The organism is Azotobacter tropicalis, assembly GCF_059739045.1.
Genome location: NZ_AP046059.1, coordinates 375,267 through 397,153, shown reverse-complemented (window position 1 = coordinate 397,153; position 21,887 = coordinate 375,267). Strand labels below are relative to the sequence as shown.

General features: G+C 62.7%; 16 protein-coding genes and 2 pseudogenes. 12 read left to right on the top strand and 6 right to left on the bottom strand.

Annotated elements, in window-relative coordinates; genetic code table 11:
* The first annotated feature begins 67 nt into the window (after nt 1-67).
* From nuoG to nuoN, 8 genes and pseudogenes are all read left to right on the top strand, one after another.
* Nucleotides 68-2,781 (top strand): annotated as a pseudogene (gene nuoG, locus Atro_RS01820) (NADH-quinone oxidoreductase subunit NuoG).
* Nucleotides 2,778-3,767 carry an NADH-quinone oxidoreductase subunit NuoH gene (gene nuoH / locus Atro_RS01815; RefSeq protein ID WP_497926181.1) on the top strand — a complete coding sequence of 330 codons (990 nt, stop codon included), beginning with the start codon at nt 2,778-2,780 and terminating at the stop codon, nt 3,765-3,767. Before nuoG ends, nuoH begins: the two are co-directional and overlap by 4 nt.
* A gap of 11 nt (nt 3,768-3,778) precedes the next feature.
* On the top strand, nt 3,779-4,327 hold the full coding sequence (gene nuoI / locus Atro_RS01810) for an NADH-quinone oxidoreductase subunit NuoI (protein ID WP_497926180.1): 549 nt from the start codon (nt 3,779-3,781) through the stop codon (nt 4,325-4,327).
* Nucleotides 4,328-4,340: 13 nt separating this feature from the next.
* Entirely contained in the window at nt 4,341-4,841 is a 501-nt protein-coding gene (nuoJ, locus tag Atro_RS01805; protein WP_497926179.1) for an NADH-quinone oxidoreductase subunit J, read from the top strand.
* Nucleotides 4,842-4,845: 4 nt separating this feature from the next.
* Nucleotides 4,846-5,154, top strand: coding sequence for an NADH-quinone oxidoreductase subunit NuoK (gene nuoK, locus Atro_RS01800; RefSeq protein ID WP_497926178.1), 309 nt, complete (start codon nt 4,846-4,848; stop codon nt 5,152-5,154).
* The gene (gene nuoL / locus Atro_RS01795; protein WP_497926177.1) at nt 5,151-6,998 is read left to right on the top strand and encodes an NADH-quinone oxidoreductase subunit L; all 1,848 of its coding nucleotides are present in this window, start codon (nt 5,151-5,153) and stop codon (nt 6,996-6,998) included. Before nuoK ends, nuoL begins: the two co-directional genes overlap by 4 nt.
* A 27-nt stretch (nt 6,999-7,025) precedes the next feature.
* Nucleotides 7,026-8,554 (top strand): annotated as a pseudogene (gene nuoM, locus Atro_RS01790) (NADH-quinone oxidoreductase subunit M).
* An 8-nt stretch (nt 8,555-8,562) separates the two neighbouring features.
* Nucleotides 8,563-10,035: an NADH-quinone oxidoreductase subunit NuoN gene (gene nuoN / locus Atro_RS01785; RefSeq protein WP_497926176.1), complete on the top strand. Its 1,473-nt coding sequence runs from the start codon at nt 8,563-8,565 to the stop codon at nt 10,033-10,035.
* Nucleotides 10,036-10,138: 103 nt separating this feature from the next.
* Here nuoN and Atro_RS01780 read toward each other — a convergent pair whose 3' ends face one another.
* Genes Atro_RS01780 through Atro_RS01770 form a run of 3 tightly spaced genes read right to left on the bottom strand, consistent with a single transcriptional unit; the run spans nt 10,139 to nt 12,398 of the window.
* The gene (locus tag Atro_RS01780) at nt 10,139-11,458 is read right to left on the bottom strand and encodes a sensor histidine kinase (RefSeq protein WP_497926175.1); all 1,320 of its coding nucleotides are present in this window, start codon (nt 11,456-11,458) and stop codon (nt 10,139-10,141) included.
* The gene (locus Atro_RS01775; protein WP_497926174.1) at nt 11,455-12,120 is read right to left on the bottom strand and encodes a response regulator transcription factor; all 666 of its coding nucleotides are present in this window, start codon (nt 12,118-12,120) and stop codon (nt 11,455-11,457) included. Before Atro_RS01775 ends, Atro_RS01780 begins: the two co-directional genes overlap by 4 nt.
* Nucleotides 12,120-12,398, bottom strand: coding sequence for a PepSY domain-containing protein (locus Atro_RS01770; RefSeq protein ID WP_497927738.1), 279 nt, complete (start codon nt 12,396-12,398; stop codon nt 12,120-12,122). The genes Atro_RS01775 and Atro_RS01770 overlap by 1 nt, the downstream gene beginning before the upstream one ends.
* A 319-nt stretch (nt 12,399-12,717) precedes the next feature.
* On the opposite strand from Atro_RS01770, the gene queD reads away from it, so the two are divergent.
* On the top strand, nt 12,718-13,074 hold the full coding sequence (gene queD / locus Atro_RS01765; RefSeq protein ID WP_497926173.1) for a 6-carboxytetrahydropterin synthase QueD: 357 nt from the start codon (nt 12,718-12,720) through the stop codon (nt 13,072-13,074).
* On the opposite strand, the gene Atro_RS01760 is transcribed toward queD, so the two are convergent.
* Entirely contained in the window at nt 13,075-13,692 is a 618-nt protein-coding gene (locus Atro_RS01760) for a lytic transglycosylase domain-containing protein (RefSeq protein WP_497926172.1), read from the bottom strand.
* Between the two features lie 384 nt (nt 13,693-14,076).
* On the opposite strand from Atro_RS01760, the gene gspG reads away from it, so the two are divergent.
* Together gspG and Atro_RS01750 are read left to right on the top strand one after the other, a co-directional pair.
* A complete protein-coding gene (gspG, locus tag Atro_RS01755) occupies nt 14,077-14,505 on the top strand; it encodes a type II secretion system major pseudopilin GspG (RefSeq protein WP_497926171.1) in 429 nt (142 codons plus the stop codon).
* An 11-nt stretch (nt 14,506-14,516) separates the two neighbouring features.
* Nucleotides 14,517-15,707 carry a type II secretion system F family protein gene (locus Atro_RS01750; protein ID WP_497926170.1) on the top strand — a complete coding sequence of 397 codons (1,191 nt, stop codon included), beginning with the start codon at nt 14,517-14,519 and terminating at the stop codon, nt 15,705-15,707.
* 26 nt (nt 15,708-15,733) lie between these two features.
* On the opposite strand, the gene Atro_RS01745 is transcribed toward Atro_RS01750, so the two are convergent.
* Nucleotides 15,734-18,220, bottom strand: a complete 2,487-nt coding sequence (locus Atro_RS01745) for a bifunctional diguanylate cyclase/phosphodiesterase (protein ID WP_497926169.1) — start codon at nt 18,218-18,220, stop codon at nt 15,734-15,736.
* Between the two features lie 519 nt (nt 18,221-18,739).
* The gene (locus Atro_RS01740) at nt 18,740-19,318 is read right to left on the bottom strand and encodes an antibiotic biosynthesis monooxygenase (RefSeq protein ID WP_497926168.1); all 579 of its coding nucleotides are present in this window, start codon (nt 19,316-19,318) and stop codon (nt 18,740-18,742) included.
* A gap of 262 nt (nt 19,319-19,580) precedes the next feature.
* Between Atro_RS01740 and Atro_RS01735 the strand changes: the two genes are divergently transcribed.
* Nucleotides 19,581-20,294: an SOS response-associated peptidase gene (locus Atro_RS01735; protein WP_497926167.1), complete on the top strand. Its 714-nt coding sequence runs from the start codon at nt 19,581-19,583 to the stop codon at nt 20,292-20,294.
* The last annotated feature ends 1,593 nt before the right edge of the window (nt 20,295-21,887 follow it).

Sequence of the window (21,887 nt, the reverse complement as noted above, 5' to 3'; positions counted from 1 at the left end):
ATGCAGCGCCACTGACCGGATTCCATTAGCCACACCCGCCCCGGCGGGTATTGAAGAAAACTGAACCATGGCCACTATCCACGTAGACGGCAAGACGTTCGAAGTCGATGGCGCGGACAACCTGCTTCAGGCCTGTCTGTCCCTCGGACTCGACATTCCCTACTTCTGCTGGCACCCGGCGCTAGGCAGCGTCGGCGCCTGCCGCCAGTGCGCGGTCAAGCAGTACAACGACGAGAACGACAAACGCGGCCGCCTCGTCATGTCCTGCATGACCCCGCCACCGACAACACCTGGATCTCCATCGAGGACGAAGAAGCGAAGCAGTTTCGCGAGAGCGTCGTCGAGTGGCTGATGACCAACCACCCGCACGACTGTCCGGTGTGCGAAGAAGGCGGTCATTGCCACCTGCAGGACATGACGGTGATGACCGGCCACACCATGCGCCGCTATCGCTTCACCAAGCGTACCCACCAGAACCAGGAACTCGGCCCCTTCATCGCCCACGAGATGAACCGCTGCATCGCCTGCTATCGCTGCGTGCGCTACTACAAGGACTATGCCGGCGGCACCGATCTGGGCGTCTACGGTGCCCACGACAACGTTTATTTCGGACGCGTCGAGGACGGCGTACTGGAGAGCGAGTTCTCCGGCAACCTCACCGAGGTCTGCCCGACCGGAGTATTCACCGACAAGACCCACTCCGAACGTTACAACCGCAAGTGGGACATGCAGTTCGCTCCCAGCATCTGTCATGGCTGCTCGGTCGGCTGCAACATCAGCCCCGGCGAGCGCTACGGCGAGCTGCGGCGCATCGAGAACCGCTATAACGGCTCGGTGAACCACTACTTCCTCTGCGACCGCGGCCGCTTCGGCTATGGCTACGTCAACCGCACCGATCGCCCGCGCCAGCCACTCCTGGGCAACGACAAGAAGCTCGGCATCGACGCCGCCCTGGACCAGTCCGTCGCCCTGCTCAAGGATCGCCGCGTGATCGGCATCGGCTCGCCCCGCGCCAGCCTGGAAAGCAACTTCGCCCTGCGCGAGCTGGTCGGTCCCGAGAATTTCTCCAGCGGTATGGAGGCCAGTGAACTAGAGCGTCTGCAACTGGCCCTGCAGATTCTGCAGGAAGGCCCGCTGCCGACTCCCTCGCTGCGCGAAATCGAGGACCACGATGCGGTGTTCATCCTTGGCGAGGACCTGACCCAGACCGCTGCCCGCATCGCCCTGGCCCTACGCCAGTCGGTCAAGGGCAAGGCCGAGGAGATGGCCGCCAACATGAAGGTCCAGCCCTGGCTGGATGCGGCGGTGAAGAACATCGCCCAGCACGCGCTGAGCCCCTTGTTCATTGCCAGCCTGGCCTCGACCCGACTGGATGACGTGGCAGCCGAATGCGTGCATGCCGCGCCGGACGACCTGGCCCGTCTGGGCTTCGCCGTGGCCCATGCCATTGACCCCGAAGCTCCGGCCGTCGAGGGCCTCGACGCCGAGGCCGGCGAATTGGCCCGGCGCATCGCCGATGCCCTGCTGGCCGCCAAGCGCCCGCTGGTGGTTTCCGGCACCTCCCTGGGTTCGCAGGCCATCCTCGAAGCCACGGCGAACATCGCCAAGGCCCTGCACAAGCGAGAAAAAAACGCCGGTATCAGTCTGGTCGTGCCGGAAGCCAACAGCTTGGGCCTGGCCCTGCTCGGCGGTCAGTCGCTGGACGCTGCACTCGAGCGGCTCGCCGGCGGCGAGGCTGATGCCGTCGTGATTCTGGAGAACGATCTGTATCGCCGTGCCGACCCGGCCCGTGTGGATGCCGCCTTGGTAGCCGCGAAAGCCGTGATCGTTGCCGATCACCAGCAGACCGCTACCACCGCCCGCGCCCATCTGCTGCTGCCGGTGGCCAGCTTCGCCGAAGCCGACGGCACTCTGGTCAGCCAGGAGGGCCGTGCCCAGCGTTTCTTCCAGGTCTTCGAGCCGAGCTACTACGACAGCAACAATCTGGTGCGCGAAGGCTGGCGCTGGCTGCACGCCCTTCACAGTGCCCGCCTGGGCCGCTCTGTCGACTGGACCCAGCTTGATCACGTCACCGAGGCCTGTGCCGGTGCCTATCCGCAATTGGCCGGCATCCGCAACGCTGCGCCGACCGCTGCGTTCCGCATCAAGGGCCTGAAGCTGGCTCGCGAGCCGCACCGCTACAGCGGCCGCACCGCTATGCGCGCCAACATCAGCGTGCACGAACCGCGCACGCCGCAGGATCAGGACAGTCCCTTCGCCTTCTCCATGGAGGGCTATGCCGGCAGCCAAGAAGATCGCCAGCAGATCCCCTTTGCCTGGTCGCCGGGCTGGAACTCGCCGCAGGCCTGGAACAAGTTCCAGGACGAGGTGGGCGGTCACCTGCGCGCCGGCGATCCGGGCATCCGCCTGATCGAGGCACAAGGTGACCGCCTGGCGTGGTTCAGCGAACTGCCGGCAGCCTTCAACCCGCCACGGGGCAACTGGCAAGTGGTGCCGTTCCATCACCTGTTCGGCAGTGAGGAAACCAGTGCGCTCGCCGCTCCCGTGCAGGAGCGCATCCCACAGCCCTATGTCGCCCTGGCTGCGGCCGAGGCCGAACGTCTCGGCGTCAATGAGGGCGCCCTGCTCGGCCTGCGTATCGATGGCGTGGAACTGCGCCTGCCGCTGCGGGTGGATGCCAACCTCGGCATCGGCCTGGTGGCCCTGCCGGCTGGCCTGCCGGGCATCCCCGCCACGCTTTTCGGCCGTCTGGCCAGCGATCTGCAGGAGGCTGCGCAATGAGCTGGATCACTCCCGAACTCATCGAAATCGTTGTCGCCGTTCTCAAGGCCATCGTCATCCTGCTGGCCGTGGTGGTCTGCGGTGCCCTGCTCAGCTTCGTCGAGCGCCGCCTGCTCGGCCTCTGGCAGGACCGTTATGGTCCCAATCGGGTCGGCCCGTTCGGCATGTTCCAGCTCGGTGCGGACATGGTGAAGATGTTCTTCAAGGAGGACTGGACACCGCCGTTCGCCGACAAGCTGATCTTCACCTTGGCGCCCATTGTCGCCATGAGCGCCTTGCTGCTGGCCTTCGCCGTGGTGCCGGTGACCCCGACCTGGGGCGTGGCCGACCTCAACATCGGCCTGCTGTTCTTCTTCGCCATGGCGGGCCTCGCGGTGTACGCAGTGCTCTTCGCCGGCTGGTCGAGCAACAACAAGTTCGCCCTGCTCGGCAGCCTGCGCGCTTCGGCCCAGACCATCTCCTACGAGGTGTTCATGGCCCTGGCACTGATGGGCGTGGTTGCCCAGGCGGGTTCCTTCAACATGCGCGATATTGTCGAATACCAGGCGCAGCACCTCTGGTTCATCATTCCGCAGTTCTTCGGCTTCTGCACCTTCTTCATCGCCGGCGTCGCGGTGACCCACCGTCACCCCTTCGACCAGCCGGAGGCCGAACAGGAACTGGCAGACGGCTACCACATCGAGTACGCCGGCATGAAGTGGGGCATGTTCTTCGTCGGCGAGTACATCGGCATCGTGCTGGTCTCGGCGCTGCTGGTGACCCTGTTCTTCGGCGGCTGGCATGGTCCGTTCGACATTCTGCCGCAGCTGTCCTTCATCTGGTTCGCCCTGAAGACCGCCTTCTTCATCATGCTGTTCATCCTGCTGCGCGCCGCCCTGCCGCGCCCGCGCTATGACCAGGTGATGGCCTTCAGCTGGAAGTTCTGCTTGCCCTTGACCTTGCTCAACCTGCTGGTGACCGGCGCGCTCGTGCTGGCGGCCCAGTGAGGAGAATGACCATGTTCAACTATCTGCTCGAAGTCGTGCATGGCACCTTCACCCAGCTGCGCAGCCTGGTGATGGTGTTCTCCCACGCCTTCCGCAAACGCGACACCCTGCAATACCCGGAAGAGCCCGTCTACCTGCCGCCGCGTTATCGCGGCCGCATCGTCCTGACCCGCGATCCCGACGGCGAGGAACGCTGCGTGGCCTGCAACCTCTGCGCGGTGGCCTGCCCGGTCGGCTGCATCTCCCTGCAGAAGGCCGAGAAGGACGACGGCCGCTGGTATCCGGAATTCTTCCGCATCAACTTCTCGCGCTGCATCTTCTGCGGCCTCTGCGAAGAAGCCTGTCCGACCACCGCGATCCAGCTGACCCCGGATTTCGAGATGGCCGAGTACAAGCGCCAGGAGCTGGTCTACGAGAAGGAAGACCTGCTGATCGCCGGCCCCGGCAAGAACCCGGACTACAACTTCTACCGCGTGGCGGGCATGGCGATCGCCGGCAAGCCGAAAGGCACCGCGCAGAACGAAGCCGAGCCGATCAACGTGAAAGGCCTGCTGCCTTAAGGACCCAGGAAAGATGGAATTCGCGTTCTACTTCGCTGCCGGGGCCGCCGCGGTGTCCACCCTGCGGGTGGTCACCCATACCAATCCCGTGCACGCCCTGCTCTATCTGATCGTTTCCCTGCTGGCGGTATCGATGTGTTTCTTCAGTCTCGGCGCTCCCTTCGCCGGCGTGCTGGAAATCATCGTCTATGCCGGCGCCATCATGGTGTTGTTTGTCTTCGTGGTGATGATGCTCAACCTCGGTCCGACCATCGCCGAACAAGAACGGCAATGGCTCAAGCCAGGCATCTGGGCCGGCCCGGCGGTATTGTCCGCCCTGCTCCTGATGCAGTTGCTGTACGTCCTGTTCGGTACCTCGAGCGGCGCCGTTGTCGGTCAGCAGACCGTGGATGCCAAAGCCGTTGGCATCGCCCTGTTCGGCCCCTACCTGCTGGCGGTGGAACTGGCCTCCATGCTGCTGCTCGCAGCGCTGGTCGCCGCTTACCATCTCGGCCGCCACGAAGCCAAGGAGTGATCCCATGCATGCAATCCCCATGGAGCACGGCCTGGCGCTGTCCGGCGTGCTGTTCAGCCTCGGCCTGGTCGGCCTGATGGTACGGCGCAACATCCTGTTCGTGCTGATGAGCCTGGAAATCATGATGAACGCGGCCGCTCTGGCCTTCGTCGTCGCCGGCAGCCGCTGGGCACAGGCCGACGGCCAGATCATGTTCATTCTGGTGATCACCTTGGCAGCCGCCGAGGCCAGCATCGGCCTGGCAATCCTGCTGCAACTGTATCGCCGCTTCCATACCCTCGATATCGACGCTGCCAGCGAGATGCGCGGATGAACCTACTATTCCTTACCTGTCTGTTTCCGCTGATCGGCTGGCTGCTGCTGGCCTTCTCCCGCGGACGTCTCTCCGAGAACCTGTCGGCGCTGATCGGCGTCGGCTCCGTGGGCCTTTCGGCCCTGACCGCTGCCAATGTCATCTGGCAGTTCCACAGCGCCCCGCCGGAAGGCGGCGTCTTCACCCAGACGCTGTGGCAATGGATGAGCGTGGGTGGCTTTGCGCCGAGCTTCACCCTCTATCTGGACGGCCTGTCGGTCACCATGCTCGGCGTGGTCACCGGCGTGGGCTTCCTGATTCACCTGTTCGCCAGCTGGTACATGCGCGGTGAAGAGGGCTACTCGCGCTTCTTCGCCTACACCAACCTGTTCATCGCCAGCATGCTTTTCCTGGTGCTGGGCGACAACCTGCTGTTCCTCTACTTCGGCTGGGAAGGCGTGGGGCTGTGTTCCTACCTGCTGATCGGCTTCTACTACCACGAACGCAAGAATGGCAACGCAGCGCTCAAGGCCTTCATCGTCACCCGTATCGGCGACGTGTTCATGGCCATCGGCCTGTTCATCCTGTTCTTCAATCTCGGCACCTTGAACATTCAGGACCTGGTCGCTCTGGCCCCGCAGAAGTACGCTGAAGGCGACCACTGGCTGTGGATCGCCACCCTGATGCTGCTCGGCGGCGCGGTCGGCAAGTCCGCCCAGCTGCCGCTGCAGACCTGGCTGGCCGACGCCATGGCCGGTCCTACCCCGGTTTCGGCGCTGATCCACGCAGCGACCATGGTGACCGCCGGCGTCTATCTGATCGCCCGCACCCACGGTCTGTTCCTGCTGACTCCGGGCATCCTCGAGCTGGTCGGCATCGTCGGCGGCGTAACCCTGCTGCTGGCCGGCTTCGCCGCCCTGGCGCAGACCGACATCAAGCGCATCCTCGCTTACTCGACCATGAGCCAGATCGGCTACATGTTCCTTGCCTTGGGCGTCGGGGCCTGGGATGCGGCGATCTTCCACCTGATGACCCACGCCTTCTTCAAGGCTCTGCTGTTCCTCGCTTCGGGCTCGGTGATCCTCGCCTGCCATCACGAACAGGACATCTTCAAGATGGGCGGCCTGTGGAAAAAGCTGCCGCTGGCCTATGTCAGTTTCCTGGTGGGTGGCGCCGCGCTGGCGGCCCTGCCGCTGCTGACCGCAGGCTTCTACTCCAAGGACGAGATTCTCTGGGAAGCCTACGCCAGCGGCCGCGTCCTGCTGCTCTTCGCCGGCCTGGTCGGTGCCTTCCTGACCTCCCTGTACACCTTCCGGCTGATCTTCATCGCCTTCCACGGCGAGGCCAAGAGTGAGGTGCATGCAGGACACGGCATTTCCCACGATCTGCCGCTCGCGGTGTTGATCGTCCTCTCCACCTTCATTGGCGCCTGGATCACTCCGCCGCTGCACGGCGTGCTGCCGGAAAGCGTCGGCCATGCCGGTGGTGGAGCCAAGCACGTGCTCGAGGTCATCTCCGCCATCGTCGCCCTGGCCGGCATCGCCTTCGCCGCGCGGCTTTTCCTGGGTGACCGGAAACTTCTCGACAGCCTCGAGCAGAGCGAGCCGGCACGCAAGCTGATCCCCCTGTGGTATGCCGCCTGGGGCTTCGACTGGCTCTACGACCAGCTGTTCGTCAAACCCTATCTACAGCTTTGCCGCCTGCTTGGCCGCGACCCGATCGACCGTGGTATCAGCGTGATTCCGCGCCTGGCGCGCGACGGTCATGGGGTCCTGAGTCGCAGCGAGACCGGCCAGCTGCGCTGGTACGCCGGCTCCATCGTCGGCGGTGCCGTGCTGCTGCTCGGCATCGTGCTGTTGGCCTGACATTTTGCGAAAGGAATTGAGCCCGTCATGATTCTGCCCTGGCTGATCCTGATCCCCTTCATCGGCGGCCTTCTGTGCTGGCAAGGTGAGCGCTTCGGCACCACCCTGCCACGCTGGATCGCACTGCTGACCATGTCCCTTCTGCTGGTTCTCGGCCTTTGGCTGTGGGCCACCGGGGACTTCACCCTGGCCCCCGCACCGGGAGCCGCCCCGCTCTGGACCGCCGAATTTCGGCTGAGCTGGATCGAGCGCTTCGGCATCGAGCTGCACCTGGCTCTCGACGGTCTGTCGATGCTGATGGTGGTGCTCACCGGCCTGCTCGGTGTGCTCTCGGTCCTCTGCTCCTGGAAGGAAATCCAGCAGAAGGTCGGTTTCTTCCACCTCAACCTGATGTGGATTCTCGGTGGCGTGGTCGGCGTCTTCCTCGCCGTCGACCTGTTCCTGTTCTTCTTCTTCTGGGAAATGATGCTGGTGCCGATGTACTTCCTCATCGCGCTCTGGGGTCATAGTGGCAGCACGGGCAGCACCCGTATCACTGCCGCCACCAAGTTCTTCATCTTCACCCAGGCCAGCGGCCTGATCATGCTGGTAGCCATCCTCGGCCTGGTGTTCGTCCACTACAGCCAGACCGGCGTGCTCACCTTCAACTACGCCGACCTGCTGAAGACCCAGCTGGCTCCGGGCACCGAGTTCCTGCTGATGCTCGGCTTCTTCATCTCCTTTGCGGTGAAGTTTCCGGTCATCCCGGTCCACTCCTGGTTGCCCGACGCCCATGCCCAGGCACCGACCGCCGGCTCCGTGGACCTGGCCGGCATCCTGCTGAAGACCGCCGCCTACGGCCTGCTGCGCTTCGCCCTGCCGCTGTTCCCCAACGCCTCGGCGGAATTCGCGCCGATCGCCATGGGGCTCGGCGTGTTCGCCATCGTCTATGGCGCCCTGGTGTCCTTCGCACAGACCGACATCAAGCGCCTGGTGGCCTACTCCAGCGTGTCGCACATGGGCTTCATCCTGATCGCCATCTACTCCGGCAGTCAGATCGCCCTGCAGGGCGCCGTGGTGCAGATGATCGCCCACGGTCTCTCCGCCGCCGCGCTGTTCATCCTCTGCGGCCAGCTCTACGAGCGGTTGCATACCCGTGACATGCGTGAAATGGGCGGCATCTGGAGTCGCATGCCCTGGCTGCCGGCGGTCAGCCTGTTCTTCGCCGCCGCCGCACTCGGCCTGCCGGCACCGGCAACTTCGTCGGCGAATTCCTGGTTCTGATCGGCACCTTCCCGCAGGCTCCCTGGATCACCGTACTGGCCTCCACCGGCTTGGTGTTCGGCTCGGTCTACTCGCTGATCATGATCCATCGCGCTTATTTCGGCCCGGCCAAGACGGAAGGCGGACTGCTCGGCCTGAACGGCCGCGAGCTGAGCATGGTGCTCGGCCTGGCAGGACTGCTGATCCTCCTCGGCGTTTACCCGCAGCCGGTTCTCGACACCTCTGCCGCCAGCATGCAAGGCGTGCAGCAGTGGTTGAGCACCGCCCTCACCCAACTCGTTTCGGCCCGGTAAGTAGAGCCATGCAAATGACGACTCAACATCTCATCGCCCTGCTGCCGCTGCTCATCACCTCTGCCACCATCGTGGCGGTGATGCTCGGCATCGCCTGGAGGCGCAACCACTCGCTGACCTTCATCCTCTCGGTGTCAGGTCTCAACCTCGCCCTGCTGTCGATCATTCCGGCGGTCAAGGTCGCGCCGCTGGCGATCACCCCGCTGTTGCAGATGGACAGCTTCGCTGGCTTCTACATGGCACTGGTCCTGGTCGCCACCCTGGCCTGCGTGACCCTGATCCATGCCTACATGGGCGACAAGAGCGGCTCGCCGGGCTATCCCGGCAACCGCGAGGAAATGTACCTCCTCATCCTGCTCGCCGCTGCCGGTGCGCTGGTGCTGGTCGGTGCCCAGCACCTCGCCGGGCTGTTCATCGGCCTGGAACTGCTCTCGGTGCCGGTCTATGGCATGGTCGCCTATGCCTTCTTCAACCGTCGCTCGCTGGAAGCCGGCATCAAGTACATGGTGCTCTCGGCCGCCGGCAGTGCCTTCCTGCTGTTCGGCATGGCCCTGCTCTACGCCGAATCCGGCAGCCTGAGCTTCGCCACCCTGGGCAACGCCATGGCACCCGGCGGCGTACAGGGCACCCTGGTGCAGGTCGGCATCGGCCTGATGCTCATCGGCCTGGCCTTCAAGCTGTCGCTGGTCCCCTTCCACCTGTGGACGCCGGACGTCTACGAAGGTGCGCCGGCACCGGTCTCGGCCTTTCTGGCCACGGCCAGCAAGGTTGCGGTGTTCGCCGTACTGCTGCGCCTGTACCAGATCTCCCCGGCGACCTCCGGCGGCTGGATGAACGACCTGCTGAGCCTGATCGCGGTGGCCTCGATCCTGCTCGGCAACCTGCTGGCGCTGCTGCAAAGCAATCTCAAGCGCCTGCTCGGCTACTCGTCCATCGCCCACTTCGGCTACCTGCTGGTGGCACTGATCGCCAGCAAGGGCGTGGCCGTGGAAGCGATCGGCGTCTACCTGGCTTCCTACGTGCTGACCAGCCTCGGCGCCTTCGGAGTGATCACCCTGATGTCCACGCCCTACAGCGGTCGTGACGCCGATGCCCTGTACGAGTACCGCGGTCTGTTCTGGCGCCGTCCGTACCTGACCGCCGTGCTCACCACCATGATGCTGTCGCTGGCCGGCATCCCGCTGACTGCCGGTTTCATCGGCAAGTTCTACGTGATTGCCGCGGGCGTCGAGTCCGGGCTATGGTGGCTGCTCGCCGCGCTGGTCATCGGTAGCGCCATCGGCGTCTACTACTACCTGCGCGTGATGGTCACCCTGTTCCTCGTCGAACCGAAGCTGCAGCGTCGCGATGCCCCGCTCCACTGGAACCTGGGCAGCGGCGGTATCATGCTGCTGCTCATCGCCCTGCTGGCGTTCGGCCTCGGCGTCTACCCGCAACCCCTGCTGGAGCTGGTGCAGCAGAGCGGCCTGCTGGTCGGCTGACCTTGGTTGCCCGGTGCAGCGAGCAGATCCGCCTCGCTGCACCGGGACCAACCGGCTGCCCCTTTCCCGCCTTCCCGGATTTTTCTGCCGCCGGCCCTCAGCTTCAATCCCTTCGCGCCGGCAGCTCGATCGCCACCCGCAAGCCACCCAGCGGCGAGTCCTGCAGCGCCAGACGGCCATGCCAGGCATCGAGGATATCCCGCACGATGGCCAGACCCAGCCCGTGACCGGCAACCTGCTCGTCCAGGCGTATCCCCCGGTTCAGCACCTCGCCACGGAATTCGGGGGCCATCCCCGGACCGTCATCGTCGATCCGGATCAGCCAGCCCTCCGAGGTTGCGCCGATCTCCAGGCTCACCCGCGTCCTGGCCCATTTGCAGGCGTTGTCCAGCAGATTGCCAAGCAGCTCCAGAACATCTTCCCGATCCCAAGGCAGGCGCACTCCCGGTGGAGCCTGCCAGTCGAGCGCCAGCCCCCGGTTGTGGACCATCCTCAAGGTGGCGAACAGCCCGGGCAGCTCTGCCGCGCAATCGAAATGGCTGGCCGGCAGCGCCTCGCCGGCCAGCCGCGCGCGCCCCAACTCGCGTGCCAGGCGCTGCTCAATCTGCGCCAGCTGTTCCAATAGCGACGCCTGCAGCTCCGGACAGGCCTTCAGCTCGGCCCGTGCGGCTAGGCTCGTCAGCACGGCCAGGGGCGTCTTCAGGGCATGGCCGAGATTACCGACTGCATGCCGCGAGCGCTGCAAGGTGCTCTCGGTCTGATGCAGCAGATGGTTGATCTGCGCCACCAGCGGCTCCAGCTCGACCGGTACGCCGGGGTCAAGCGCCTGGCGCTGCCCGCGCTGCAACTGCTCGACCTGCCGGCGCACTTCCTCGAGCGGCCGCAGGGCCCGGCGCACCGTGAGCCGCTGCAGTATCACCACCAGCATCAGCACGCCCAGTCCGAGCAGGCAGCCGAGCCATTGCACGCGCCGGTAGGCTTGCAGGATAGGCGTGTAGTCGGAGGCCACACTGATCACGATGGCTTGCCCGAAGCGCCGGTAGTCGCCACGGTAGAGCAGCAGACGCTGGCCGTTCGGGCCATCGGCGAGTCCGTCCTGCAGACCGGGGTTGGCCGAAAGGTTCAGGACATGATCCCAGAGCGAGCGGGAACGCCAGCTCTGGTCGGCAAGGTCAATACGGAAATAATGTCCGGAATAGGGTCGCTGATAGACGCCCAGCAGGCGAGGCTCATCCAGCTGAATACCGTTCTGCCCGCGGACCAGGCTCGTCAGCAAGGTTTCCGCCTGCTCGCGCAGATTATCCTGCAGGTAGCGGCGCAGCCCCACATCGAACATCCAGAGCGTGGTCTGCGCCAGCAAGAGCCCGGCGCCCAGCAGGACGCCGATCAGACCGAACCCCAGCCGGCGCTGGATCGACCTCAACGCACACCGGCGAAGCGGTAGCCTTGACCGCGGCGGGTTTCGATCACCGGCCGGCCGAGCTTGCCGCGCAAGCGGTTGATGTGCACCTCAATGACGTTGGAGTCGCGCTCGGTTTCCCCGTCGTAGAGATGCTCGGCGAGCTGCCCCTTGGAGAGCAGTTGTCCCGGATGCAGCATCAGATAACGCAGGAGGCGGAACTCGGCGGCGGTGAGTTCGATCTCCTCGCTGCCACAGCGAACCACCTGGCGCGCCTCGTCCAGTTGTAGCCCGCCCGCCTCCAACTGCGGCTGGTTGGCCAGACCGTGGGCGCGGCGCAGCAGCGCCTGGATGCGCAGCTGCAGCTCCTCGGGATGGAAAGGCTTGCACAGATAGTCGTCGGCACCGGCCTTCAGCCCCTCGATGCGCTCCGCCCAGGAAGCGCGGGCGGTCAGCACCAGCACCGGCGTGCTCATCCCCTGGGCGCGCCACTCGCGCAGCACCTCCAGCCCCGATTTGCCCGGTAGTCCCAGATCGAGGATCATCAGATCGTAGGGCTCGCAGCTCCCCTGGCGGGCAGCGTCACGGCCATCGGCCAACCAGTCCACGGCATAGCCTTGGTGCTGCAGACCGGCCAGCAGTTCATAGGCCAGACCGACCGAATCCTCCACCAGCAACAGGCGCATCAATCATCCTCCTCGTCCTGCAGGATGCGGCCATTGCGGGCATCCAGTTCCAGTTCGCGCACGACGCCGCTGGCCGTGAGCAGTTCCACCTCGTAGACGTAGATGCCGTCCTCAATCTCCAGCTCGACCTCCAGCAGCCGAGCCCCCGGATAGCGATCCATGGCGTTCTTGACCAGTTGCTCGAGTGGCTGGATGACCCCTTCCTGACGCAGACGCAGGGCCTGGTCCTGGTTCAGGTCCCGCGCACCCACGCTCGGCAGGCATGAGGCGAAAAGCAGGGCACACCCCCAGGCACCGAACCTGGAACATGACCATACCGTCGGCCGAGAGCGGGTCCCGCAAAGGAGACGGCGAAAAGACACGTGAGAACTTCCTCGAAAAATGAAGCGGGAAAGCTGCCGGCAAGGCTTGCCGCATGTAAGAGCGGCACCTTGGGCCAGCCTGAAGCCTGCGCCTTAATTCAAGCTGAACGGCGACGCTCGGTCGCTCCCGCTGGAACCATAAGCCGGCTCACGGGTTAAAATCCACCCCGCACGCCTGCAGGACGCGCCCCTCCAGGGCGGCAAGCGTCCCATCACCTCATTCAAGGCACGATCAGTGGAATTATTCAAAGAATTTGTATTCGAAGCGGCTCACCGCCTTCCCCACGTCCCGGCTGGACACAAGTGCGGACGGCTACACGGCCATTCGTTCCGCGTGGCCATCTATATCGAGGGCGAGGTCGATCCCTACACGGGCTGGATTCGCGATTTCTCCGAGATCAAGGCGATCTTCAAGCCCATCTACGAGCGACTGGACCACAACTATCTGAACGAAATCGAAGGCCTGGAGAACCCGACCAGCGAGATCCTCGCCAAGTGGATCTGGCAGCAGCTCAAGCCCCTGTTGCCCGAACTCTCCCGGGTGCGCATCCATGAAACCTGCACCAGCGGCTGCGAGTACCGTGGCGATTGATCAGCCCCCTGCCTGCAGGCGCCGATACAACTCGAGCACCTTGGGCACATAGCGCTGGGTTTCGGCGAAAGGCGGGATGGCGCTACCGCTGCCGATGACCGCCCCTGGGCCTGCGTTGTAGGCCGCCACGGCCAGATCGAGGTTCTGGTCGAACATCTCCAGCAGGCGCTTCAGGTAGCGGGCACCGCCACGAATGTTGGCGGCCGGGTCCCAGACGTCCGCCACCCCCAGTTCGCGAGCGGTATCCGGCATCAGTTGCATCAGCCCCGCCGCCCCCTTCGGCGAAACGGCATGGGGATCGTAGTTCGATTCGGCGCGGATCACTGCGTGCAGCAACGCCTCGGGCAGGCCATGCTCGGCCGCCGCGGCGGTCACCAGCGCGGCATAGGGCAGCGCTCCGGCTACCGGCCGGTGCTTCGCCGCCGGAACAGGCGTGACCACTGCCGGCAGCGCTGCCGGTTCACGCCGCAGGCGTACGCTCTTGCGCTCGCGCCGGTGAATATTGGTGAGAGTGATGCTGCCGTCCGCCGCCACTTCCCGGTAGATATCGCCATACGCGGGCACTGCCGCTCCCAGTGCGGCGATCATGCCGAGCAGAACTGCCGCCAGTCGTCCCATGCCTCCCTCCCGATACCGGCCACCTGCTATTTGGTGGCTTTCGGCACAGCAGCCAGGCAAGAATCGTGCTGCCCCGGAAAACGCCCTCGTACGTCTGCGCCGGTCGGGCCTTACCGGTTCCAGGAGCATTCACCCGAAGCGGGGAATGGTGGGTGAAAATCCCCAAATTCCCCAGCCCAAGACCGTTTGGCTCCCCGAAAGACGGCCTTCGGCGGCTGGCCTGAAGATTGCTGAACCACCAGCGCGCTCCGGCGTTTTCCGGCCATATGTGGAACCTGTCGGCAGGGTGCCGGCGCAGAGACTCCCGAAGCAGCGGCGGCCCCAGGCATTGTCGCGATATGGCCCCTTCTGTCACCGGAACCCGAGGTCCGCCAGATGAAACGGATGCAAACCCTTGTCCCGGCTCGCCGCAGTCCGGGCTTCACCCTGCTGGAACTGCTGGTCGTGCTGGTCGTGCTCGGCCTGCTGGCTGGCATCGTCGGCCCCAAATACTTCAATCAGCTCGGCCGCTCGGAAACCAAGGTCGCCCGCGCGCAGATCGAGGGGCTGAGCAAGGCGCTGGACATCTACCGCGTGGAAACCGGCCGCTACCCGAGCACCGAGCAGGGCCTGAACGCCCTGGTCGCGGCGCCCAGCGACGAGCCGCGCTGGTCCGGCCCCTACCTGCAGAAAGGCGTGCCGCAGGACCCCTGGGGCCGCGCCTACGTCTACCGCTCACCGGGCGAGAACGGCGACTACGACCTGCTGACCCTGGGCAAGGACGGCCAGCCCGGCGGCGAAGGCGAGAACGCGGAAATCACCAGCTGGCAGTGACGGAGCCGGACATGCGCTTTCAGGTCAAGGGCATGCGCAAGACAGCGGAGGTGGTGTCGCTGGTCTTGGACGCCCCAAGCCCGGCCGACGCCCTGCGCCTGGCCGAACACCAAGGCCTCAAGGTCCTCAGCCTGCGCGCCGAAAGGCACTGGTCGCCGGCCCGCTGGCGACGCCGCGAAGCCTTCCCGCTGGTACTGTTCAGCCAGGAGCTGACCACTCTGCTGAACGCCGGCCTGGCGCTGATCGACGCCCTGGAAAGCCTCGCCGAGAAGGAGTCCGACGCCCAGACGCGCAAGACCCTCAGCGATCTGGTGCGTCTGCTCTACGAAGGCAAGTCCCTCTCCCAGGCGCTGGGCGAGTTCCCCGCGATCTTTCCCCCGCTCTACGTGGCACTGGTGCAGTCCAGCGAAAAGACCGGCGCGGTCGGCGACGCCCTGGGCCGCTACGTCGCCTACCGCAGCCGCATGGACGAGGTGCGTCAGAAGATCGTCAGCGCCTCGGTCTATCCGCTTTTGCTGCTGCTGGTCGGCAACGGGGTGCTGCTGTTTCTGATCGGCTACGTGGTGCCGCGCTTCAGCCTGGTCTTCGAAGGGCTCGGCTCCAACCTGCCCTGGCTGTCGCAGGTGCTGCTGAGCGTCGGGCAGTTCATCCACGCCCATCAGAACGCACTGCTCGGCGGCCTGCTGCCGACGCTGGTCGGGCTCGTCGTCCTGCTGCGCCAGGAACGGGTCCGCCGGGCCCTGGGCCGGCTGATCGAAAAGGTCCCGACCATCCGCGAGCGCCTGTTCATCTACGAGATGGCGCGCTTCTACCGCTCCCTCGGCATCCTGCTGCAGGGCGGCATTCCCATCCTCACCGCCTTGGGCATGGTACGCGGCCTGCTCGGCCCTGCCTCGCGCCTCCGCCTGGAGAAGGCCACCGAGCTCATCCGCGAGGGCCATGCCCTGTCCCGCTCGCTGGAGGAAAACCGCCTGGCGACGCCGGTTTCCCTGCGCATGCTGCGCGCCGGCGAACAGGCCGGCAATCTCGGAATCATGATGGAGCGCACCGCTGACTTTTACGACGAGGAGACCGGCCGCTGGATCGACTGGTTCGTGCGCCTGTTCGAGCCGCTGCTGATGACCTTCATCGGCCTGATCATCGGGGTGATCGTGATCCTGATGTACATGCCGATCTTCGAGCTGGCGTCGAGCATTCAATAGCCTCGGGGCGGAATGGAATACTCAGCTCACACGGCATGCTCGAGTAGCCTGGACAGAAACTCCGCCGCAGGCAGCGGCTTGCAGAACAGGTAACCCTGTCCCGAATCGCAGCCCAGCGCCTCCAAGAGCAGACGCTGATCTTCGGTCTCGATACCTTCGGCAATAGTCTGCATGTCCAGATCCCTGGCAAGACCAATGATGGCCCGGACAATGCTTTGATCGCTGCTGCCAGCCGAAATGGCCTGTACGAATGAGCGGTCGATCTTCAGCTTGTGCACCTGCAACTTTTTCAGATAGCTGAGCGACGAATAGCCTGTTCCAAAGTCGTCGATAGAAAGTTTCACGCCTCGGGAACGTAAACTGCTCACGATCTCGATAACCGTCTCTGGATTCTCCATAGCCACGCTTTCGGTCAGCTCCAGCTCGAGCGCCCATGGCGGCAACCGGCTTTCGGCAAGCGCCCTGTCGATCTTTTCCAGCAGGGCTGTATCGCGAAACTGGGCCATGGAGATATTGACCGCAATGCTCATGTCCCCAGGAAGGCCCTCATCCAACCATTGCCTCATCTGCTGCGTGGCCTTGTACAGAACCAGATCGCCAATCTTGATGATCTGTCCACTGACTTCGGCGATTGGAATAAATTCGGCGGGACTGATGCAGCCCAGTTCGGGATGCTGCCATCTCACCAGCGCCTCGGCCCCTTCCAGTCTCTTGCCCGTTATATCGAACTGCGGCTGATAATAAACGTCCAGTTGTCCCCACTGAATCGCCTCACGCAGCGCCCCCTCCAACAGCAGGGTCCGAGCCGTGCGTGCCTGTATTTCCTCTGTGAAGAACTCATAATGGCTGCGCCGCTCATGTTTTGCCCGATACATGGCGATATCGGCATGACTAGACAAGGTGTCGAGATCACGACCATCCTGAGGGAAAATACAAATTCCCATCGATGCAGAAACGTGCAGCGTATATTGTCCTACCTGAATGGGAAGCTCGATGGATCTCTTGATGCATTCGGCCATTTGCCCAGCCAGATGCGCATCTGCCTCAGGAAGCATGAACATGAACTCGTCTCCTCCCTGGCGAGACACTATATCCCTCGGGCGCAGAATCTTTTCCAAGCGAGATGCAATTTCGATCAGCAGCGCATCGCCAGCCTTGTGGCCCAGCGAGTCATTAACATTCTTGAAGTTGTCGAGATCCATAAAAATTAGTGCCAAGGGCTGCCGACTCCTCTCGCAGCGCGTGGCCTCGAAATCGAAGCGTGTATTGAACAGTGTACGATTTGGAAGCCCTGTAAGCGCATCGAAATGTGCCATTTGTTCGATCTTGGCTTGACTCTTGGCCTGTTCCGTCACATCTCGAATCAAAATCACGAAATGACTTCTCCCATCAGGCCAATGGGCGAGTCGCGACGCTGAAACCTCGAAAACCAGTTTCTCCCCGGCATTGCCAAGCTGGAATTTAAAGCCCGAGACCTGACCATTGCTCTCTGTTGCCCGCATCGCGCTTGTCAGGCTCTCCACAGCCTGGACCGGAAGCAAATCCTGAAGATAACCCTTGGCATCCGGAACCTGCGTCTTGAACAGCTTTCCATCCGTGGGAACATGGGCACTAAGAATGAGGCCATCGAGACGAGCCTCGAGAATAATATCCGGCAGTGCTTCCATAAGGGCCTGAACATGCTGCCGCGAGTCCTGCAGTGACTTGTAGGGCGCAAGAATAGACTCCACAAAGATAGCCCTATATAAAATTAGGTAGGCGGCTATCTTGTAAAGATGTCCAAACAAGTTATACACATCTGTGACATTGCGATATATCGTGAAGAAAGCTTCACTCATCACCATGACTGACAAAGAACACACCAGAAAACTTGCTTCGAGCCCTGTATCGCCACGCCTGTGCACCAACAGCAAGACGATACTAACACAATGAATCAGAATAACTGTAAGCTCAGCCCCCTGTTTGAATAGCGTGAGACCGATACCTTCTTGATAAGTCTTCGGAACAGACTCTGGAAACAGAAGCAAGGCCAAATTGGCGAAAGATATGAAAAACAGGGTGACCAGAAGAGCAGTATATCTTTCCTTATCTGTAGAGCTGAAATGATTCGAGGCAACCAACCGCCAAGGCTGACAGGCCATGATTAAAATACCAGCCGCAGTTAAATAGCGTGCCAGCAACCAGAACCCAATCGCTTTCTCCGGGGAGTTGGGGCCGAAAAAATCGGGCATCCCAACATAGGACAGCATGTGCGCAAAGTCGGAAACCGCCACTCCTAGAAAGCTGCAGGAGACAATCAGGATGGTACGATTGGCGTGCATTTTAAACGTGTGCCAGCCAATGGAGAAGATTAGTACACTTATTATAATAGAGGCTGCTTCCATTATCTGATGGAATATTAGAAAATGCCCTATCGGCGGCAACTCGTCCCCAAATAGAAAAATCAGTATCCAACCACCTAGCAGCAACGAGGCCCAAAATCGACAATTGCCAAAATGCTTATTTTCTTGCATCTTGGACTCTATCATCAGTTAAGGCAGGCAACGGTCGAATAAAACATATCCATGTTATTAAGTACAAAATGCTTGCGCTCCATGTCTTGCAGACAACTTATTGATAGAGACTGCACGCAGTGTAGATGTCGTATCAATCTATGATGGCAGGGAAATTCACCGAAATTGGGAAGACCTTCAAATTTCGAGCGGTTGTCGGCACAGGCAACATCTCGCCGGGCTCATCGCGCGATCTGGCTCCAGCAGGACGACAGTAGGGGGCACGAAGCACGGCAAGCCTAGCCATGTGCGCTATCAAACTATGATAAGCAAGGCAGCACTGTAATGGCTGTGTCTTGAAATGAGAGGCTCAAAAAAACAACCGATGGATGTCCTATTCACCTGATTGGACAACTCAAGTTCAGAGGCACGGGGCCGATAGAGAGGTCCCAGACACTGCGCGTCATCGGCTCCTTCGACAAGCAGTACGCATCGACTCGGTTCCGGCCGCTAATAGGCGGCCGGGGGCCGGGTAGCTCGCTATATGCGGCCAGGACGCAGCAGGCGCTCCAGACGCCCGCCGACATCGGAGCGCCCTTGGAGCCAAGGCGCCAGTAGGCGGGTGATCAGCGGGATGAAGAAGAAGACCATCAGCGGCGTCATCAGCAGCGTGCTGAGCAGTATGCGCAAGACGAGCGGCAGCGTGCCCAGGGCATCGCCAAATAGCCACTGAAACGCCAGGGAGACCGGAAAAAATGCCAGCCAGATGGCTGTAGCCTGCTTCCAGCGCGGTGGTCCGTTGCCCACGGCATCGTGGAACCAGCTGCCCAGCCCGGTAGCCCGGTGTTCGTGGGGAGCGTCGAAGAGGCCCCGGCCGCGCGCCAGCCAGGCATGCCGCAAGGCGGAATGCTCCCAGTTGGCCAAGGTGGACTCGTCGCGGAAACGGAAGACGATCTGGTGCTCGTCATCGCCAGGCGGCGGTGCCAGCACCCCGGAGCCCAGAAAACCATCGAAGCCGGCGGCCAGCCGACGGCCTTCGTCGAGCCAGGCGCTGAAAGCGCGGTAGCGTCCGCGAGCCACGCGGCGCGCCACCATGAGGGTGACGGGGTCGTTAGACATCCAGTATCTCCTTTTGAGTATCCGACTACCCGGGTAGGGCCTGCCGAAGAGACGGAGGGTCTGGGTAAGACGCTCCGCAAGGCAGCTCAAACCTACTCCATACGGCGGCCCGGAACCAAGCCCCGAGAGCGATGGAAATGACCCGGTAATAGCCCCTTGCCTGAGCTGCTGGGTCGAACTCTTGCCTCCCGACAGATTCCCTGGCCTTCGGCACGAACGCTGGCAATACTTCGCGATGGACAGACCAGCAGCGGAGGCCGGCATGTGCGGCAGATTCGTGCAGTATCGGGCAGCGATCGATTACCTGCAGGCACTGCAGAGTGGGATGCCGCTGGCGGCCGGCATCGACCCAGCACCGATCGCCCGCTACAACGTGGCCCCACATACGCGGGTACTGCTGATCCACGCGGATGCCGATGGCTTGCGCCTGGAGCCTGTCGTCTGGGGATACGCGCCAGCCTGGGCGCAGGGAGCGCAGGCGCGTTCGCCGGCGATCAATGCCCGAGCAGAGACAGTGGCGAGCAGCCGCTTCTGGCGCGAGGCCTGGAAGGCCGGACGGGCCTTGGTACCGGCCGATGGTTGGTATGAATGGCAGCGGGATGCCGTCGGTGCAGGACGAAAGCAGCCCTTTCTTTTTCGCTTGAAGAGCGGCGAACCGCTGTTCTTCCCAGCCATCGGCCGCTTTCCGCGGGACGGCGCAGCAGCGCGCGAGGGCGACGGCTTCGCGCTGATCACCCGGACCAGCGAGGGGTCGATGGGCGAAATTCACGATCGCCAGCCGCTGGTTCTGGAAGCCGAAATGGCTCGGGCCTGGATCGATCCGCAGCAGACCCCGGCCCAGGCCGAGGAAATCGCTCTGCATCGGGGACTGCCGGCGCAGGCGTTCGAGTGGTATCCCGTCGGACAGGCAGTGGGAAATGTGCATAACGAAGGGGCCCGGCTGATCCAGCCGTTGGGACCGGCGAAAGCAGACTGAACCAGGAGCGGAGCGACAACCCAGGGTGCTGGGCAGGTCAGGGCAAAAACTGGCAAGATCGCGCCCTTCATGGCCTTTTCGTCTGCCCGCAGCCCTCGGGCCATAAGGAGCCGGACTCCGCCTTGATGGCCAGAGCCCAGGAACTCCCCTTCTGCTGCTTGATTACAAGGACATCCCCTCTATGGACACCCTTTGGATTAGCGCCGCCGTGCTTGCCGTAGTGGCTGCTGCGGTAACAGCGATCCGTATCGCCATGAAGCCTCGCCGGTTCAAACCCAAAGGCGATGCCTATTGGAAGGAAAAAGCCAGAGCGATACAGAAAAGGCACACCGGCCGGGTTATTTCGGACAGCGCACCGCAGACTAGGGATCGCTCGCGAGCCAGAACAGCCAACCGTCGATAGCCCAAAGCCCGGTCGTTCGGCAGCGGTCATGGCCCGGCGCGATGACCCTGTGCCGCGGCTGCCTCCAGAACCCTCACCATTCCGCCATCCCCAGTGCAGGGGTGTTGCCAATCGCCTGCCTGTACGGACATAGACACAGGCGCCGGAGGACGGTCCCGGACAGCCAAGCTCGGCGGGCCGTTTCTACCGCCCTATCCAGCATCCGCCAACAGCTGTCTCCTCTCAGCACACCAGCATCAAAACCACTCCAGTGATTGTGATTCTGGCGGATCGAGCCAAGCAGCTCATCCTGCCCCTCATTGGCAACCGCGAAAACGTGGAACAAAACCAATAAAAAAGGTAAAAACACCTAAAAAAATTAATCAATAGATAAAAATGATAGTATTAAAACTACATTTTTCTATTTCAACAGACTACTATTCATCCGAGCCGTTGGCGGATCGGTATGCCAGCAGCGTCAGCCTATGGTGCCCTTCATGGTCTGCCAGGCGCGCTGCAGGTTCGAGTAATTCGCAAGCCTAGGTCTTTCGATACCACCTATACGGGCTGTATCTGCGCAGCCGGCGACAGAGCAGATGACAGGCCGGAAAGACGGCCTTTCCCCCGCCCCCATGCATATTTCCCTGCCTTCTCAAGCAGGCTGGGAAGTAGTCCGCATCACGCTTCCTAAAGCTTCGAATCTTGACTGGCGATGCGCCACCACTTGACTACTGTTCAACTGCCGTCGGCAGATCGGCATGCCGCCAGCGTCAGCCGGCCTTTGCTAGGGGCCATGCTGGGCCTCACGCTCCCAGCAAGGCGCGCGGTCGGTTCGAGTAATCTGCAAGACACGGAAGTCAAAACACCGGAATCAATCTGTAGTCACGCAGATGTCGACAGAGTGACCGCCTGGCCGGCGTAACCGGCCATACTCACGTCCTCTACCCATCGAAAAGCCACGTTGTCCGAGGCGGTTTTCCTAGCCTGCACTCACCCATTGAGAACGATTATTATTTGTATATAATACAGAAATACCGTCGGCAGATCGGTATGCAAGCGGCGTTAGCTGGCCATTGCCAAGAGGTGGCCGCGCTGAGTCTCACGGTGCTCAGCAAGGTGCGCAGCCTGTCCGAGTAATCTGCAAGTCTGGGGGTTCATCAGCCCTATCCTGCTGGTAGGCATGCCAGCGGCGACAGAGTGCCCGACTGGCC